This window comes from Paenibacillus sp. NPDC057886 (assembly GCF_042796655.1).
In the GTDB taxonomy this organism is placed as follows: domain Bacteria; phylum Bacillota; class Bacilli; order Paenibacillales; family Paenibacillaceae; genus Paenibacillus.
Map to the genome: position 1 here is coordinate 12,046 of NZ_JBHVMZ010000013.1, position 18,129 is coordinate 30,174.

Consider the following 18,129-nt stretch of genomic DNA (forward strand, 5'->3'; position numbering starts at 1 on the left):
GGAATACATACGCTAAGCATACACAAGACGAGCCTATCATGCATGGTTTATGGTAAAAAATAGAGATCGATACTCTTGAGTTTTACCTATCAAAAAGTCTCATCCGAGTTCTCAGAACCGATGCACGGAGCACACGATAACTGATATGATGGATACATGAAATGTACACCATTACGTCAAGACGTGGTGATTACTGAACCTATGATTTCTCCAGGAGATGGAATGATGAACATACCTAATGACATGAAGATGGATGATTCGCAGTGGCAAGAGCTGATCAGGCAGGTTGCTGAACATTTTAACAACCTGACGATCATGCGCGGATTCCAATATTATAAACAGAAACGCGTCGGACCATTAACCTACACCGAACAAAATGGAATTTTGGCTGAAGTGCAAGGCTCCGATGATTATGAGGTAACCCTGAGCTTACAATCGCTGACCACCAGTCATTGTACCTGTCCGGTTGGTTCTCATTGCAAACATATGATAGCCGTTCTAATGAGTTATGCGGAGCAACTGGGGCGCCCAGTACACGGCATTGTGAACGCCCACTCCAGTACGGCACTGAAACAGGCTCCAAAACCTGCTGCTATAGCGATTTCAGGACGTTCCGATTACGCAGCGCACGAAGAGGATCTCACCATCCCTGATAACCAGTATAGCCAGATCAAGGAACGTGCAACGGAGCTTGCAGAACTTGAGATCACGGAATGGCATGAGCTGTTTCGGGCATGCCTGAAACGACTGGGGATAGCCACGCCAAGTACATCGTATGTGCAGGCCGCAGCGGACGAGCTCTATTCCATCAAACCTAAGCTGTCCGCTGGTATGGACCAGTTATTTGAGCTGCATGTTCAGTTATTTTTGATTCGCTTCTGTGTGCCTGGCCGCAATTCAATCACACATACACCTGTGTATCTAAGCTATCCTGCTCAACTTGCCGTGGATGCGCTCCAGAAAGGATTGGAACAGATCTTTAGCCGTCCGTTGGATCTCTCCGGTCTGAAAGGCACGAAGCTTGAACACCAATGGGAAAGGCTTGAGGAAACCTCGGCTTACCTGCGTACGCAGATGATATCCGAGACTTCCAGCATGATGTTCTTCGCCCCGATTTACCGACAGCTTTGGTTAAGCTGGATCGTGCCTCATCTTCAGGAAAACGGGAAAACGCTGGAGTCAGAGCTGACGTTTCTTCAGGAAATGGAGAACGGCCTGACTGCTGCTTCCAAACCCGCCAAACCTGGTGAAAGCGTGCTGAGCGTAGCGAATCTGACGAAAAACGGGAGCGGTGCTCCGATTAAATCTGTCACTTTGCCCTTGCCGCTGGTATTGGCGCAGAGCTGGATATATTTCCATATAGGACAAGATGAACAGGCTTGGCAGCGATTAATCAGCGGAAGCTCGGCATATGGCATCCCGCCGGAGCATCTTCTGCATTTTCTTCACGTCCTTGCAGATTCATCAGACTGGAAGCGGCTGGGCGAATGGTTAGTGCAGCTCGGACCTTTGCTCGCGAACCGGCGGAACTCCCCTCTGAATGATTACATGCAGTTGTGGGACACAGCCATTCATCATCTGCCTGATGTAGAGCACCGCATGTGGGACACATTGGTCAGCATGCTGCCTCATTCCCGGCCAGCTTATGAAGAAGCAATGCATTCCCGTGGACAGTGGCGGCGGTGGATTGATTTTCAACTGAGCACGGAGACAGAGCCGCTTGGATTCCGGGTAGCGGTGCTGCAGCCGATTGAAAAGGATGCACCCGAGTTACTGCTGCCTTTCTACCATCAGGCAGTGGATCGTTATATCGGACACAAAAACAGGGACGGATACAAAGCAGCAGTGAAACTGTTGAAGCGTCTGTCCAAAATTTATAAAAAATTGAAGCAGGAAGAGCACTGGGAGCAGTTTATCACCACATTGGCCGTTCGCAACAGCCGACTGCGCGCCCTGCAGGAAGAGCTTCGGAAAGGTAAGTTGATCTCATGAGCCTAATGCACCCTTACACCGAAACGATTGAAGTCCATGTTGCATTGACGGGATACGGGGATGCCTTGTTTTATGGAGCGCTGAACACCCATCACTTTGTATCGGGACAATCGCTTAAGCAGCGATTATTTGCTTGGCATGCCCCTTCCTTCTACGGAACAGAACTGGAAACAAGACAGATCGAAGAGATTGAACTGGTCGTTCTGCCTGCGGAAGAAGTGATTCCTTTCTTCAGCGAAATGCATACCCTTCTGCACATTGAATGGAAATGGGACGAGCAGGCAGAGCATTTGATCCGGCTTGCCCCGGTACTCGCAGCATCGATTGAAAACCGTAAATATATCCCCAGCTTCACCGCATTCCGTACGGGACAACTGCAATGGACCTGGGACCCGGACAGCTTGAAAAAGCAGGATCGAACCGCTCTTGGCAAAGCCCTGGAACAAACGGATGAGAGCTACGCCGAAGGACTGAATGCAGCCTATTCAGCTTCTGTGTTCCAACGATGGTACAGCACGGAAGAAGCAGCCACCGATCTGCGGCGCGAGTTCCCCCAGTTGTTTCCACAAAGCGGAACAGCTCCGCAAACAGCCGGCATGGATGCTCAATCCTGGCTCGTGTCCATCGGCTGGAAAGCAGACGCAGCCCCATTCCGTCCGCTCCTGCAATTGCTGGAGCCGGAGGATGATGAACCGGCATGGCGGCTACGGCTGGTATTGCAAAACAAACTGGATGCAGCCGTACTCGTTCCCGTGCGGCTGGATTCACATGGCCGGTTGGAAGGTGAATGGCCGGACGTATGGACGCCGTTCATCCTTGATCGTTCAGCAGGATGGCTGGAGCAGCTGCGTGCACATCTGCCCCGAATTCGCCGCGCTATCAGCGGCAGCCGGGATGTGCTCAGTGATCCATTGGGAGATCAGGATGCTTGGCTGTTCCTGACGCAAGACAGCGGACGACTGCTCGAAGCCGGCTGGCAAGTGCTGCTTCCGGGTTGGTGGGAAGCTGCACGCAAGAAGAAACCCAAGCTGCGTGCCAAGGTAAAACCGGAGGAAGGCAGTGAACGGGGACAGTCGTTCTTTGGACTGGACTCAATCATTCATTTTGACTGGCGTATTGCGATTGGCGATACGGATCTCAGCGAGGAAGAATTCGCTGATCTCGTTGCCCGTAATGAACGGCTTGTTCGTTTCCGTGGAGAATGGGTTCCCCTCGATCCGGCCTTGCTTGAGCAGATTCGCCGCGCCATGGGCGGTGTGGATCAGGAACAGGGGCTGTCGTTTCAGGATATTTTGCATCTGCATCTGCTGCATAATGAGCAGCGCGAATATCGCAACCAGAAACGCAAGGAAGGACAGGATGAGGAAGAAGAACAGCCTCAATCCAACGAGAACATTCGACTTGAGGTGGAACTGAACGAACACCTGAACCGGGTCATTGCACAGCTAGGCGGCGGTCAAGGCGGCGCTCCTTCCCTGCCCATTCCGGCAGGATTGCATGCTGAGCTGCGTTCTTATCAAAAGGAAGGTTTCGCATGGCTTGGATTCCTGCGCAGATTCGGTCTCGGGGCTTGTCTTGCGGATGACATGGGACTCGGCAAAACGATTCAGTTCATCACGTATCTACTACATCTCAAAGAGCATGAGCAGCGCTTGCCTGGACAGGCCCCGGCCCTTCTCGTCTGCCCCACTTCCGTATTGGGGAACTGGCAAAAGGAGATCAGCCGCTTCGCGCCTTCAATTAACGTTAGTTTGCATTACGGAGCACGAAGACTGAGCGGAGAAGAGTTCCGGGAACAGACTGAACAGGTGGATATCATCATTACCTCCTATGCAACAGCTACGCTGGATCAAGAGATGTTGCAGTCATATACATGGGCATCGATCTGTCTGGATGAGGCGCAAAATATTAAAAACGCCCAAACGAAGCAGTCCCTGGCGGTACGCAGCTTCCCGGCAAAACACCGTATTGCACTGACAGGTACACCGATTGAGAATCGGCTGTCCGAGCTGTGGTCCATCTATGATTTTATTAATCCAGGTTATCTGGGCAGCGCACGGGCATTCCAGACTCGTTTTATCAGTGCGATTGAGAAAGATAAAGACGAGCAACGCATGCAGGATTTGCAGCAACTGGTGAAGCCATTCATGCTGCGTCGCAAGAAAAAAGATCCGAATATTCAACTCGATCTACCGGACAAAAACGAGATGAAAACTTACATTCACCTTACGGGTGAACAAAGTGCACTGTATGACCAGTCCGTTCAGGAACTGATGGACAAAATGAAAGAGTTGGAAGGCATCAAGCGTAAAGGTGCCATTCTCTCTGCCTTAACCCAGCTCAAACAGTTGTGTGATCATCCCCTGTTGCTGACCAAAGAAGCCTTGCCGGAAACGATCTCCTCGGAAGGCTCTGTAACAGTGTATGACCTGTACAGTCCTCAGGACATGGCCATGCTAATCAGCCGCTCCGCGAAGCTGGAACGACTGATGGAACTGGTTCGCGAACTACGGGATGAGGGCGAACGGTGTCTGATTTTCACACAATACATCGGCATGGGCCAGATGCTGCAACAGGTATTGAGACAGGAGTTGCAGGAACCTGTGCTGTATCTGCATGGGGGTACGTCCAAGACAGCAAGGGATCGCATGATTGACGAGTTTCAATCCCGGACGTTGCCTGCGGCAGAGCAGCCGTCAGTCTTTATTCTGTCCATCAAAGCAGGCGGCGTGGGCTTGAACCTGACCGCAGCGAATCATGTATTCCACTTTGACCGCTGGTGGAACCCTGCCGTGGAAAATCAGGCTACAGACCGGGCCTATCGGATGGGACAGACGAAGGATGTTCAGGTACACAAGTTCATCTCGCTGGGCACACTCGAAGAACGCATTGACGAGATGCTGGAGAGTAAGCAGCAGCTCAGTGACAATATCATCACCAGCTCTGAAAACTGGATTACCGAGCTGTCGACGGATGAGCTGAAGGATCTGTTCACCCGGCGCCGCGACTGGTCGGGTTAACTCCAGACTGGATTGATGCAACATACGTAACGTTGTAAATAATAAAATACAAAAAGAGCGAAGTGTCGGAATGAATTCCGCCTTCGCTCTTTTTGTACCTTAACCCCGGACCTTCTACTTGCAGGCCTTCAATGCTTAGGGTTGCTTTAGTAAGATAATTCCATCCTAGCGCATGTTTCCAATGATGGACGATCTTGAATCCTGCATTTTCTTGATGAAATTCGTCATCACATCAAAAGCTTCATTGCGTTTGTTAGTCATAGACTGCAAACGCAGCATATCCATCTGTTGTGAATTACTTAACGCATCGATTCTGCTCTTCAGAACTTGAACTTGGACAGTATCCCCGTTCTGAGTAGCTGCCTGCAATTGTGCGTTCAATTCTGCAATCGCTTGATTGCGATTTTGAACTTCTTGAATTTGTGCCTGCAATTGGCTATCCAGCAATTTCGTGCGTTCTTGCTGAACCATCATCAGAGCTGTTTCAATGTCCATGCCGCTCAAATTAATGCTTGAGACAGAAGGTACCACCGGAGTGACCGCAGATGCACTTGCTGCAGAAGCAGAAGTTACAACCGATACAGCTGCGATGGCAGCAATAACCGTGGAAGAAATGACTTTGCTTGATTTTTTCATAACGTACACCTCCTTTAATGTTTATAGATACCATCCATTAACTGGCATCTTTCGACATCATATATCGAAGGTCCTAGATCCTACAACCCAAACTTGCGAAGTTGAGACTAAATTGATACAGATCGAGTCCCAATCTTCTCCTTACAAGTTAATACACTGTGTACTGACTTAAGTGGCCTTCCGTTTTTGAACAGCACCCATACTTCCACTTCGGCCTCCATTGGATTCCCCCCGCAATCGGCGCCTCGGCATACTCGTACTCATCGGTAAAAATGGAGCCAAACGCTTGATTTTCCAACTTATCCAATGCTAAACCGGATAAGCCACCGCTTCCTGACAAGATTAAATACTCACTGCAGGGAAAAGGGCTTCGTCCATATATGTTAAGGCAGAGGCTTGTAGGATTGAACACCCACATAATAATGGACACTGCCATTTTCTATGGCTACCGCGGCGTAACCATATAGACTTTCCGTATGGGAACGATCAGCCGATTAAATCAGACCCGACTTCTTCATCAGTCTCTGGATAATAGCGGCTACCTCCGCTCTTGTAATTGAAGCACCCGGCGCGAGTTTCCCATCGTTCCTACCGGTTATAATGCCTGCTTGCCTGCCATTCTAGGGAGCTTTATGGAATATTCATGCTCATTAAACTGGATTACCAAGCTGTCCACGGATCAGCTGAAAGATCTGTTCACACGGCGCCGCGACTGGTCGGGTTAACGTCGACAATGGTATGCATTTTGCAATAAATGAAGCCCTGCCTCATACACTGTAAAACGCAAACAGAGCGAAGAATCGGAATTGGTATTCCGCCTTCGCTCTGTTTGCATCTTATCAATGATGGATGCTGTAGAATCCATCATTGTGATGCTGATTTATTTGGCATTCATTTATTGGGCAGTCCGCTTTTGTACAGGGACCCATACTTCAACTTCGGCCTCCATTGGATTTCCATTTAGCAACACTTCTACAATCGGTCCCCCGGAATATTCAAACTCATAGTCATACTCCTCAGTTAAAAGGGAGCCAAATGCCTGATTTTCCAGCTTATCAAATGCCAAACGGGATAAACCACCGCTTCCTGACAAGATTAAATACTCGCCTGTTGGAAAAAGGACTTCGTCTGTATGTTCAGGCAGAGGCTTGGAGGATTGAACACCCGCATAATAATGGACATTGCCATTTTCTATGGCTACTGCGGCGTAACCATATGGACTTTCCGAATAAGGACGAAGGCTGGCCATTTGTCCATTATCCAATACACTTTTGAAAAAAGTCGTCTTCTTGCTTGAATACTGAGGAGTGTGGATACTGGCTCCCTCGTCTAAAAGGGTTTTAAAGCTGATGATACGAAAGGCTTGCTTCTTCTCAATCTTGTAATTGTTCATATTTATTGCCTCCTGGTTGTACATGAATTTGGTTTACGAACCAAGCATAATCTATCAACTGTGACATCTGTATGGCATACTTAAATCGGAGGTGGAGTATGAAGATTGATCGCTTACTTGCTTTGATTATGATTTTATTAGAGCGAGAGGTGGTTAGTGCGCGGGAATTGGCCGAACGTCTTGAAGTGAGCAGACGAACCATCTATCGAGATATTGATACGTTAACCTTTGCCGGACTGCCCGTATTTACGCATCAGGGAGCGATGGGCGGTGTGGGTCTGATGAAGGCCTATAAAATGGACAAGCTGTTATTCACACCACATGATATACAGACCTTGTTGACCAGTTTGAAAAGCTATAAACAGCTGTTTGACCATAATGAAATTGTTTTCGTCTTGGAGAAATTGAATGCGATTCATCGCGGGAGTGACACTGGCATTAAGGCAGGACGGTTCGCAGTGGATTTATCGTTAAATCAGGGAAATGAATCACTCCGCAATTTGCTTAGCTACATTGAGACCGCGATGAATGAACAGCGATATCTGGTCTTTGATTATGGGGATCGGGACGGTAAAATCAGTTCCCGAACGGTTGAGCCGTATCAGATTGTCTTCAAGGGAAGCAGTTGGTATTTGCAAAGCTACTGTGTCGATCGGGAAGAATTCCGTATATTTAAATTGGCGCGTATGAGCGGCCTTCAGGTATCAGAGGACGGATATGTGCCAAGAGACTTCACCCCATTACCCATGGATGGAGCCGGATGGATGAGTCAGGACTGGGTGGAGGTAACCATTCGTGTTCATCGTTCAGTCATTGATAAAGTAATTGAGCGTTTCGGGGAAGCGCATATCCTTCATATGGGAGAAGAAACCTGTCTAGCGACTTATCCCATTATTAATAATACATTCGGATACGACAAGTTACTTGCATTTGGAGATAAATGTGAAGTGATTGAACCCATTGAAGTGCGTAAGGAATTTCAAGATTACGTTCGTCGCATTCTGGGACAATATGATCATTAAGGATAATAGATACACATAACAAAACCAGCAAGCTGTCCATTCAAAATGGCAACATGCTGGTCGTTTTGTTTTATTTTCGAGACTCCGTAACAGAACCCGGCTGAGCCAATCTTCTAACGATATACGGAACCAGAATCGAAGTCAGAATAACTGCAAAAGCAATCTGTGCAATTGCCGTCTCCACATAAGGTTCATATGCCGGGTTAAATCCGGCGGCCATCGAAGGTACTACCATCGACAGACCAGCAACCGAACAAGTCGCTGCCGCTGCATAACCCGGACGTTTAAGCAACGCACGATCAATTCCGATGAGAGGCAGCATACATATGATCAGAAACAGCACAGTCACCAGCAAACCGGATAAGCTCGACTGAAATGCAATGCGCAAATTGATATTGGACCCGAAGCTTGTACCAAGAAAAGGCAGCAGAATCAATGTTCCCGGAGCGAACATCTTCTGAATATGGCTGTCCAAATTACCCAACAGAATACCAATCAGAAAAGGTACCAACGTAGCAAGAACACTGAGATAATCAATACCGACTCCACTTGCTGAATTCAATATCATGACCGGAATGACGGGAACAGCAATCAGATTCAAAATGCCAAATGCAGCTCGATCTACATCATCGCCATAGGAGTTCATCAACGCCAGATATAGTCCCGGATTGCAGCTGGTCAGAACGGCTATGAATGCTACCGCAGAGACACCACCAATCCCGCCTATACCAAAAAAATGTACAAACGCCCAGCCGAATACACAGCTGATGATTATGCGGGAAATGCAGAGCACACCTGCTCTCTTCAAGGTCGTCAGGAGCTGGGACAGGTTCAATTGTGTTCCGGACAACAACAGGATCATGCCAATGAGCACCATTGTGCCTTTTGAGGTGAACAGTGCCGTTGTAGGATCACCGATCTGAAAGAAGGCCGGAAACAGGGTGTTGATGACAGCGGCGACAAGCATGGGGACAATTAGCAAGCCGCCAGGAATTTTTTTGACACGCCCCAGAATATTCATCTTGGCTTACAGCTGCTCTCCATTGGTTTTGATCACATTCTGATACCAGAAGAACGAATCTTTACGATATCTTTTCATTGAACCATTGCCATAGTCGTCCTGATCGACATAGATGAACCCGTAACGTTTACTCATCTCGGAAGTACCTGAACTGATCATGTCGATCGGTCCCCACATCGTGTATCCTAGTACCTCCACACCATCAGCAATGGCCAGCCCCATCTGTTCAATGTGCTTGCTCAGGAAGTCGATTCGATAAGGATCGTTGACGCTACCATCCTCATTCAACTTGTCGTAGAAGCCCGAACTGTTCTCAAGAATAAATACAGGCTTTTTATAGCGGTCATAGACCAGATTAAGCGTATACCGCAGCCCAACCGGATCGATCTGCCAGCCCCATTCGTTTGCAGGCAAATGCGGGTTTTTGTAGACGCTGTGTACGTTCCCGGCTGTTAATTCAAGCTGTTCGGTATCACTGCTGGAAATCATGGAGTTGTAATACGACATACCAACGAAATCAGCCGTGTACGCACGAATGCTATCCAGATCGCCATCCTCGATGTTCAACTGGATTTCCTTGTTTTTGAAATACGTTTTACTATAGTAAGGGTACTCGCCTTTATTGAGCACATCGAGGTAGAATTGATTTTTCATCTGATCATCCTGTTGCATCTGAAGTGCATCCTCCGGCTTGCATGTGTATGGATACGTTGTAAAATATGCCACCATGCTTCCGATCTGGTTATTCGGATCAATCTCATGGGCCATCTTGGTTGCTCTGGATGCAGCTACAAATTGATGATGCAGCCCTTGGAACAGCATTTCCTCATAATTCGGAGCATCATAATCAATAATTCCGAGCGTTTTGGCCGATGCTTTCACACTCATGTTGATCTCGTTAAACGTTACCCAATACTTCACTTTGCCCTTGTAACGATTGAACAGCACGTCACAATAGTTTACATACAGATCGATCAACTTGCGGTTGTACCATCCCCCAAACTTGTCCATTAGTACAATTGGTGTATCAAAGTGGCTAATGGTAATCAGGGGCTCCATGCCATGTTTTAGACATTCTTCAATAACCTGATCATAGAACTCTAATGCCTTTTCGTTGGGAGCGGCATCATCGCCACCTGGAAATACTCTGGCCCATGAAATGGAATACCGGAATACTTTGAAGCCCATCTCGGCGAATAATGCGATATCCTCACGGAAGTTATGATAAAAATCGATCCCCCGGCGCTTCGGATATTTCACGGTATCCGGGTCATTTCTGGCCTCTTCAATCATCTCCCAATTAACCCTGATCTGCTTGGTCACCTTGCGGTCGTTCTTCTCGTTAAACTTCATCACTTCGGGAATGGTTAGACTCTTGCCATCCACATTATAAGCTCCCTCTGCCTGACAGGCGGACAGTGCACCGCCCCATAAGAAATCTTTTGGAAAATGGGTATTCGTCATTTTAGTTTCCTCCTGTTATTAAGGTCTTATTAAGACCATCTAGCTTGTAATTCGTAGATTAATCAATGAAAAGATGAGCAGTTCTTACGGAATTAACTTGATCATTGCTTCGCTCTCCCGAATCGGGCCGTTAGTCGCTGTGGTCAGTACGTCTCCGTACTGTTGCATGTTGGTAACGACAATGGATGTTATGGTGTTATATCCTGCTGACGTAATGCCTTCTGGATCAAATTCCACTAATAAATCGCCTGCCTTGATGGTCTGTCCCTGTTCGATGTGGGCGTTAAAATATTTCCCTTTCAAACTAACGGTATCCACACCGATATGGATCAGGATCTCAACACCATTCGCAGCTTTCAATCCGATGGCGTGTTTGGTTCGGTATAATGCTTCTACTACCCCGTCAAATGGAGCGTATACCTTGCCATCTGTCGGAACGATTGCAATGCCTTTACCCATTAGCTCCTGGGCGAATGCCTGATCCTCCACCTCTGAGATCGGTCTGATCTCCCCGGTCATTGGACTGACAATTAGCATATCTGAGGAAGATGCATATGCCTGAGGTGAGTCTTGTTCTACTGTCACTCCTGTTGCAGCAGCATTCCGAATGCTGTCTAACGCACCTGTTGCCTGCTGCTTCGGTTTCGCTCCATCGGCATCTTCCTTGATACCTGCCATCAGGGTAAATACAAAGCCGAGTACGATTGCGGCAATACAGCCAATAACGACATACATGTAACGATCAGATGTATACGTACCAATTGCCAATAAACCTGGAAGTGAAATTGCATTCGCTGTTGTGTGCACCAAGCTGTAGAATCCACCAACTAATCCGCCTGCAAGACAACCTGCGAAAAAGGGACGTTTATATTTGAGTGTTACACCATAGATCGCCGGCTCGGTAATCCCGAACAATGCGGTGAATCCACTTGAAGCAGCCGCTGACTTCATCGTTTTACTCTTCGTCAGTACAAACACACCGAAAGCTGCTCCAGCCTGGGCCAAATTCGCCGCTAATGCCGTTGGTAACAACACGGTTGCGCCAAGCGTAGCCACTTGTTGAACCTGAATAGGCATGATGGCATAGTGCATGCCGAACATGACCATGATTGGTTTGAAAAATCCAAGAATTGCACCAGCAAGAACACCGGCAGTGGAGAACAATGAGTTAATACCATTGGTCAACCAGTCGCCGATATATGATCCTACTGGACCAAGCACAATGAGTTCCACTGGAATCATAATAAACAAAACAATCATTGGGGTAAGCAGGACCTGCAGAAACTTGGGAATCACTCGATTGACGATCGGATACACATAACTCATAATCCATACCGCCAAGATGATTGGAATGACGGAAGAGGAATATTTCATTAACAGAATCGGCAAGCCGAGAAAATCAATACTGTTTACACCCGTCTCGGCAATCTGAGCCGCAGCGTTCAAAATGGTTGGATGCATTAATCCCGCAGCAAGAGCTACCGCTAAATAAGGATTGGTTTTGAAACGATTTGCTGCACTCACAGCCAGGAAGAACGGCATGAAATAGAAAATACAGTCCCCGATCATGTTAATGATTGTCAGGAAGCCAGAGCCTTCCAAGTAACCCATGGCAGTTATAACGGTAGCCAAACATTTGATCATCCCGCAGCCAACAAGTGCTGGCAGGACAGGCGTGAATATACCTGCGATGGTTTCAAGCACTACATTGACGGGGTTGCGTCTCTTTTTCGGTCCACTGTCTGTAGACTCCGTAAGTTCGCCAATATGGTCAGAGGTCAGATTTTTCACTTCGCTGTAGACTGCATCTACCTTAGCACCGATGACCACCTGAATCTGTCCCCCCGAATTTTGTGCCTTAAGCACGCCTTCGAGCTGATCGAGCGCTCTAAGGTCTGCTTTGTTATCATCTTTCAATACGAATCTCAAACGGGTTGCACAGTGCGTCAGACCCGATATATTTTGCTCGCCACCAACGAGATCAAGTACGTTTTTAGCCAAGTCTTTGTTGTTCATGACCCTTCTCCTCTACATGAATAAATTGGATATATAAAAAATGACCAAGCCGGGGAATCGTCATTCCCTACGCTTGGTCATGCCTGATCGAATCAGTAACAGTCCAATATGGATTATTCGGTTAGTTCCTTCACCAAGTTCATTCCGTTGGTTCGTTCGAGATTAATCGCTGGATATGCAGAATCAGATATAACTTCTCATCATCAGAACAGGTCCAGCCGTAATTATTTTTCAGGAAATCAGCAATCTTCTCCACACAAGCCAGTTCCTTCGGAAACTTCTCCTTCACCATTAGAAACAGCGATTCATTCTCGTCTTTGAGCGATTTACCGCTCATCTGCCTCAGAATAAAGTACCGGATATGTGTGGCAAAGCGCATGAAATGGATGGAATCCTCCTGAAAATCAATTTTGAGCGCATACTTGATCACCGACAGGATTTCGCCCGTCACGGTCGTTACCTTTGTCGTATCACTCATCTCTCCAGAGCCCACCTGTGCATTGACAAAATGCAGAGCAATCAGTGTTGTTTCGGCTGTCGGCAAAGCGATATCCGTTTTTTCCTGAATCAGCTTCAGCGCAGCCTCCCCCACCCGGGTCTCGTCCGGATAGAGTGTCCGTACTTCCCATTCCAGTGGGTTTTTGATACGGATGCCTTCTTTGGTTCGGGTTAATGCAAAACTGATATGGTCAGACAGGGTGAGAAGCAGATTCGGGTTAAATGTTTTATTCAGGATCTGACTGCCCAGCTTGATGACTTCCTCCGCGAGATAAATATCCTCAATTGGAATACTGTTCAGCAGATCGTACATCCTGATGTTCTTCGGAGCTACGAATATTTTCTCCACCAGGTCGGTCTCGGTCAGCTCATAAGGAGTTTTCAGAAATCCCACACCCTTGCCTACGACAAATACCTCTTCGTTATGTTCATTAATAGCGATGGCCACGTTATTGTTTACTTTCTTGATAACCTTCAATGTTCTCACCCCCCGACAAAAATAAAAAAAGACCGAAAGCGATTACAGTAAAGCAATCGAATTCGGTCATGCCTGGTTTCCCCAGTAACAGTCCGTGTTATGAATATATGTATTATTATAGTGCTGTTTTTGGAAAAGTCAATCATCCAATGTTAGGGAAAAACCAACCTCTCTTTCATTGAAGGGAACGCACAGATCCGATACGTCATATGTAACAACGATTAATAAAAAAGAAAATGTGACCATATGCCCTAACCGCCAGTCTAATTCATATAAAACCAGCCAAGTGCTGCGTTCATCCCTCCAATACGAAAGGAGCTGTTATCCATGGATTCAACCGATCTCGTTAACCTGGCCATCCAAGGAGATCGTGAAGCCTTTATCCGGCTTATTCGAGACATTGAAAACTCTTTGTACAATACGGCAAAATCCATGCTGCGAAAAGAGGAGGACGTAGCCGATGCCATTCAGGAGACAATCCTGAACGCTTATAAATCGGTGCATACGCTTCGGGAACCCCGGTATTTCAAAACCTGGCTGTTTCGCATCCTCATCAATGAATGCAATACGATGCTGTCCCGCCGCTCCCTCTCCACCGCTTATGCGGAGGTGCCGTCAGAAAAGCGGGAGCATTCTAGTCCCTACGATGAGGTCGATATGCGAGAAGCAGTAGACCGTCTGGAGGAATCGAAACGGATTGTAGTCGTTTTGCATTATTTTGAGGACCTGTCCCTACGTCAAGTCGCCGATGCGCTGAATATTTCCGAAAGTGCAGTGAAAATGAGACTTACTCGGGCAAGGCAGGAACTGTATCAGAAGTTCAAAAATTTTCGGGAGGTAAACTTACATGTCAAACCTGTTTAATATCGATCAGGAATTAAAGCAGCAAGCGAAGGAGCGTCCCCTGATGTCTGAACACGTACGTAATCGAATTGATGCCACACTGGAATCTCTACCAGACTCACCAAATATATTGAAAACCGAACAGACTTTGCGCTCCAGTCGCCGAAACAAGCGATGGCACAGGGCTGCAGCCGCGACGATCGCAGCCGGAGTATTGGGCGTGACCGTATTTGCATCCGGTTTTGTATCACCGGCCATGGCTGACTCCTTGCGCAATATTCCGCTCGTGGGCAGCCTCTTCAGCTCGATTGAAGCCGATATGGGTCTGCGAACGGCGGGCAAAGAAGGCTTGACTGTCCCTGTTAACAGCGAGGTCGCTTACCAGGATGTGAAGCTGGAAGTGCTGGAAGCGGTATATGATGGTACCCGTGCTGCGTTTCTAGTTCATTTCACCGCGCCTAATCTGAATCAGGGCATGTATGACAATGGCAAGGACATTGTGAAGCTGAGCAGCGGAATCGAGAATGTCTTTTTTCAAGCCAACGGGTCCCGCCCGGACAGCGGTCTGTTCTATAGTTCCGTCGGGGCGAACGAGCCCGACACCCTGCTTTTTGAACAGGTTATTCCCTCCGATCAGAAAGACCCTTTCCCGGATCAGTTTGACGCTAAAGTTAAGTTGATGCTCCAAGGGATTGATCACGAGTTTGAGTTGACGGTTCCTTTTGCCAAATCAACAGACAACATCCACCACGTTCAGCCTGATACCGTCATGACCAATGATCTGTATACAGCTGCTGTTACGAACGCCGAAGTTACACCTGTCACCACTCGCTTAACTACTGTTATCGGTTTAAATAATACAGACAAATTGACCACCAAAGAAGAAGAACAGCTGCGTCACATCAGATTTGCCGTCTATGATGATCAGGGCCGGCCACTGAGTGCACTCAGCGGCGAGGGCATATACGAGGGCAACCAACTGAAATCGGAACACATATATGCCACGACAGCCAAGGATGTAAAATATCTGATTGTGAAACCTTTCGAGATCAAAGATGACTTCGCAGAAGAGGTTAAAGACAGTCAATTCATCAAGGGAATGGAAATGAAGATTCAGCTTCCATAGCCTGAACTCATTCCCAATTAAACACCCTGATATGAGAGTCTTCAGTGGATCCCGCTTCTGACTAATGGCCATATGGGAGTTACCACGCGGAGTATCATTCAAAGCTATGCAGTAAACGATGATTAGCAAACATAAAGTACCCCTGAAGGCAAAACATGGTCCATGTCCCAAGATGAAAAAAGCAGTCTGCTATGGTACAATGAAGGAATTGTGTATTCAGAGACAGACATGTGGATAAAGGCCATGAACGAAGGATCTCTGGTGCGCTTTTATCCATTCATCATGCTGCCATTCTAGGGAGGCTTATGGAACAACCATGCTCATTATTGGTATCGCCGGAGGAACCGGCTCCGGTAAAACGACGGTAGCTCGCTCCGTCATAGACCGTCTGGGATCAGGTAAAGTCACGTTTATATCCCAAGACAATTATTACAAAGACCAGTCGCAGCTCACACCTGAGCAACGCCGACTCACCAATTACGATCATCCGTTTGCATTCGATAATGATCTGTTGATTGAGCATCTCACCTTGTTGAAAAAAGGCCAAGCGGCGTATGCTCCCGTATATGACTTCACCATAGATAACCGTGCCGCCAATGAAACGGTCGAACTGGCACCGAACCATATCGTTATTGTGGAAGGACTGCATGTCCTGATTGATGAACATCTGCGCGCCCTTCTGGATATTAAGGTATTTGTTGATACGGATTCCGATGTGCGTATTCTGCGCAGAGTACTGCGGGATATGGAAGAACGCGGCCGTACGATTCAATCCGTGTACAAACAATATCTCGAAACCGTTAAACCGATGCATGATGCGTTTATCGAGCCTTCCAAAAAATATGCAGACATCATCATACCCGAAGGTGGACATAATGAAGTCGGTATTCAGATGTTATCCATTTTGACTGAGAAATATCTGACCGGTGAAAAGTGGAGTGGCGCATAATTTAACATGATGATGCTGCATTAGGCGTTCTGCTCTGCTCAAGTCAGAGTGAGACAAAACAGGCATCGCTCGTACAACTGACCACTATAATCCAGGTTGCGATTAGCGCAATCTGGATTTTTTGGGTATTTCTATTTTATAATGAACTCCATAGCTGAAAGGAGACATCATAACATGGCTACTTTTGAAGAGTTTATACAGCATGATATCCGCGTTGGTACTGTGGTAGAGGCCGAACCTTTTCCAAAGGCACGCATCCCTGCCATTAAAATGACCATCGATTTCGGCCCACTTGGCCTTAAACGTTCGAGCGCCCAAATTACGAAACGTTATACCCCCGACATGATGGTCGGCAAGCAGGTTATTGCTGTAGTCAATTTCCCGCCGCGCCGAATTGCGGGTTTTGTATCGGAAGTACTGGTGCTTGGCGGCGTACCTGATGAAGGCGACGTTGTATTGTTAACGCCTGACCAGACATTACCGAATGGAACACCGATTGCCTGATTTTTCATCATGTTGCTATCCCTTTCTTTTCACTTTAAAGCATAAGGCTATGAATCTTCGGATTCGTTGCCTTTTTTTTGCATGGTAGAGTACTAATGATTATGGATATTTAGTATCTAGTAGTGTGAAGCAGTGCCAGCTAATCTCCCTGTTCCATACTTCTCGATCCTTTCGGAGACACGCCCGTCACTCGCTTGAACATCTTGGAAAACAGCAAGGGATCTGTGTACCCCACCGAGTGGGCCACTTCGCTAACCGATAGAGCCGAATGCTGCAGCAGCTCAGCTGCACGATTCATCCGGTATTCGAGAAAGAAAGCCTGTAATGACTTGCCATACCTCTCCTTGAAAAGCCCTGACAGATATGTGCGATCCAAACCTACAGCTCGGGCAATATCTAGAATTGAAGTTCTCTGGCTATACCTGTTCTCCATAAATTGAACGGCCTGCCTGATGTATTCCTCTTTGCTCGAAAGAGGTCGCTGTACCTGCTCTCCTGTGGGAGAAGAGGCAATCAATTCGGCGATCAACCGGTACAGTAGGCTCTGGTTGAACACATCTCCCCCGGTGCGCGTGGATGCTTGAACCATCTCGGTATACAGGCAGTCGAATGTATCCGCATCTCTGGCATCAAATACAGGATGTTCCGGACTAATGTGGGCTCGCTGCATGAAAGCCTTGGCATGAACCCCTTTAAACCCAAACCAGGAATATGTCCACGGCTGCTTCGCATCTGCTTCATAATGAATAAGCGTGTCCGGAAGAATCACAAATCCCTGGCCCTGTGTAAGGTCATATTGCTGATCCGCCATATATACAGTGCCCCGTCCTTCATGAATGTAATGAACGATATAGGCATCCCGAACACCTGGCCCCCAATAATGCGAAGGATCACATACCTGCCAACCGAAAAATAACAGCACCAATTCCATCTGCGTCAAATCCATAGGAACCACGTTCGTTTCGATTAATTTCAACACTTCACCCTCCCTCTGCTCACCACAACCGCAATCTCTTCACTAAAATTATAACAGGTAAATAGATGAAATATTAGCTGTAAGCGAATCCATAAATGGGATTATGCCATGTTTATAAGAGGTTGAGCCATAGTTATATCGGCCTAATCCACCTATATTGGAGGTACACCAATTATTCAGGGAGGCTGAAC

Annotated in this window: 15 protein-coding genes; 7 read left to right on the forward strand and 8 right to left on the reverse strand. The window is 47.3% G+C overall.

From position 1 onward, the window contains the following. The first annotated feature begins 222 nt into the window (after positions 1 to 222). Together ACFVQB_RS30915 and ACFVQB_RS30920 are read left to right on the forward strand one after the other, a co-directional pair. Positions 223 to 1,992: an SWIM zinc finger family protein gene (locus ACFVQB_RS30915; RefSeq protein ID WP_379448548.1), complete on the forward strand. Its 1,770-nt coding sequence runs from the start codon at positions 223 to 225 to the stop codon at positions 1,990 to 1,992. Positions 1,993 to 1,997: 5 nt separating this feature from the next. Then, complete coding sequence (locus ACFVQB_RS30920) at positions 1,998 to 5,012, forward strand: DEAD/DEAH box helicase (protein WP_379448768.1); 3,015 nt, start codon at positions 1,998 to 2,000, stop codon at positions 5,010 to 5,012. Positions 5,013 to 5,177: 165 nt separating this feature from the next. Here ACFVQB_RS30920 and ACFVQB_RS30925 read toward each other — a convergent pair whose 3' ends face one another. The 3 genes from ACFVQB_RS30925 to ACFVQB_RS30935 form a co-directional block, all read right to left on the reverse strand. Further along, entirely contained in the window at positions 5,178 to 5,648 is a 471-nt protein-coding gene (locus ACFVQB_RS30925) for a hypothetical protein (RefSeq protein WP_379448550.1), read from the reverse strand. Between the two features lie 494 nt (positions 5,649 to 6,142). After that, positions 6,143 to 6,250 (reverse strand): hypothetical protein, encoded by a 108-nt coding sequence (locus ACFVQB_RS30930; RefSeq protein WP_379448770.1) that lies wholly within the window; start codon positions 6,248 to 6,250, stop codon positions 6,143 to 6,145. A 293-nt stretch (positions 6,251 to 6,543) separates the two neighbouring features. Further along, a complete protein-coding gene (locus tag ACFVQB_RS30935; RefSeq protein ID WP_379448552.1) occupies positions 6,544 to 7,041 on the reverse strand; it encodes a GyrI-like domain-containing protein in 498 nt (165 codons plus the stop codon). Between the two features lie 98 nt (positions 7,042 to 7,139). Here ACFVQB_RS30935 and ACFVQB_RS30940 point away from each other — a divergent pair, with 98 nt between their 5' ends. After that, positions 7,140 to 8,063, forward strand: a complete 924-nt coding sequence (locus ACFVQB_RS30940; protein WP_379448554.1) for a helix-turn-helix transcriptional regulator — start codon at positions 7,140 to 7,142, stop codon at positions 8,061 to 8,063. Between the two features lie 70 nt (positions 8,064 to 8,133). Here the strand turns inward: ACFVQB_RS30940 and ACFVQB_RS30945 are convergent, their stop codons facing one another. From ACFVQB_RS30945 to ACFVQB_RS30960, 4 genes are all read right to left on the reverse strand, one after another. After that, a complete protein-coding gene (locus ACFVQB_RS30945) occupies positions 8,134 to 9,084 on the reverse strand; it encodes a 2-keto-3-deoxygluconate permease (RefSeq protein WP_379448556.1) in 951 nt (316 codons plus the stop codon). A 6-nt stretch (positions 9,085 to 9,090) separates the two neighbouring features. Next, entirely contained in the window at positions 9,091 to 10,548 is a 1,458-nt protein-coding gene (locus tag ACFVQB_RS30950) for a glycoside hydrolase family 1 protein (RefSeq protein WP_379448559.1), read from the reverse strand. 84 nt (positions 10,549 to 10,632) lie between these two features. Continuing rightward, complete coding sequence (locus tag ACFVQB_RS30955; RefSeq protein WP_379448562.1) at positions 10,633 to 12,564, reverse strand: beta-glucoside-specific PTS transporter subunit IIABC; 1,932 nt, start codon at positions 12,562 to 12,564, stop codon at positions 10,633 to 10,635. Positions 12,565 to 12,703: 139 nt separating this feature from the next. Further along, on the reverse strand, positions 12,704 to 13,540 hold the full coding sequence (locus ACFVQB_RS30960) for a PRD domain-containing protein (protein ID WP_184187108.1): 837 nt from the start codon (positions 13,538 to 13,540) through the stop codon (positions 12,704 to 12,706). 327 nt (positions 13,541 to 13,867) lie between these two features. Here ACFVQB_RS30960 and ACFVQB_RS30965 point away from each other — a divergent pair, with 327 nt between their 5' ends. From ACFVQB_RS30965 to csaA, 4 genes are all read left to right on the forward strand, one after another. Next, positions 13,868 to 14,404: a sigma-70 family RNA polymerase sigma factor gene (locus tag ACFVQB_RS30965; protein ID WP_379448567.1), complete on the forward strand. Its 537-nt coding sequence runs from the start codon at positions 13,868 to 13,870 to the stop codon at positions 14,402 to 14,404. Then, complete coding sequence (locus tag ACFVQB_RS30970; RefSeq protein ID WP_379448570.1) at positions 14,388 to 15,509, forward strand: DUF4179 domain-containing protein; 1,122 nt, start codon at positions 14,388 to 14,390, stop codon at positions 15,507 to 15,509. The genes ACFVQB_RS30965 and ACFVQB_RS30970 overlap by 17 nt, the downstream gene beginning before the upstream one ends. A 316-nt stretch (positions 15,510 to 15,825) precedes the next feature. Further along, positions 15,826 to 16,458: a uridine kinase gene (gene udk / locus ACFVQB_RS30975; RefSeq protein WP_379448573.1), complete on the forward strand. Its 633-nt coding sequence runs from the start codon at positions 15,826 to 15,828 to the stop codon at positions 16,456 to 16,458. A 174-nt stretch (positions 16,459 to 16,632) separates the two neighbouring features. Further along, positions 16,633 to 16,962: a chaperone CsaA gene (gene csaA / locus ACFVQB_RS30980; protein ID WP_379448576.1), complete on the forward strand. Its 330-nt coding sequence runs from the start codon at positions 16,633 to 16,635 to the stop codon at positions 16,960 to 16,962. A 139-nt stretch (positions 16,963 to 17,101) separates the two neighbouring features. On the opposite strand, the gene ACFVQB_RS30985 is transcribed toward csaA, so the two are convergent. Next, positions 17,102 to 17,938, reverse strand: coding sequence for an AraC family transcriptional regulator (locus ACFVQB_RS30985; RefSeq protein ID WP_379448578.1), 837 nt, complete (start codon positions 17,936 to 17,938; stop codon positions 17,102 to 17,104). Positions 17,939 to 18,129 lie beyond the last annotated feature (191 nt).